The organism is Streptomyces gilvus (assembly GCF_022513565.1).
Taxonomy (GTDB): domain Bacteria; phylum Actinomycetota; class Actinomycetes; order Streptomycetales; family Streptomycetaceae; genus Streptomyces; species Streptomyces gilvus.
In genome coordinates this window covers 1-462 of the sequence record NZ_JAKWBE010000087.1, presented here as the reverse complement: position 1 = coordinate 462, position 462 = coordinate 1, and the positions used below count along the sequence as shown (strand labels likewise).

Annotated in this window: 1 protein-coding gene; it reads left to right on the top strand. The window is 66.7% G+C overall.

What is annotated here, in order from left to right; genetic code table 11:
* On the top strand, positions 1–462 hold a 462-nt coding region (locus MKW14_RS40735), incomplete at both ends, for an RNA-guided endonuclease TnpB family protein (protein ID WP_240871841.1).

Below are 462 nucleotides of genomic sequence, written 5' to 3'. Positions count from 1 at the left end.
CCTCGGCACGAGCGCCGGGACCGCGACCGCCTCGCGAAGGCGCAGCGTGAGCTGTCGCGGAAGGCGAAGGGCTCGGCGAACCGGGAGAAGGCCCGCCGCAAGGTTGCCCGCGTGTATGCGCGGATCGCCGACCGCCGCCGGAACTTCCTGCACAAGCTGTCGACTCGTCTCGTCCGTGAGAACCAAACGGTCGTGATCGAGGACCTCACCGTCCGCAACCTGCTGAAGAACGGCAAGCTGGCGCGCGCCATCTCTGACGCGTCGTGGACGGAACTGCGCTCCATGCTGGAGTACAAGTGCGCCTGGTACGGGCGCGAACTTGTTGTGGTCGACCGCTGGTTCCCCAGCTCGAAGCTGTGCGGAACCTGCGGAACGATCGCGGCGAAGATGCCGCTGAACGTCCGCGAATGGACGTGCGACTGCGGCACCGTGCATGACCGCGACGTGAACGCTGCGAAGAAC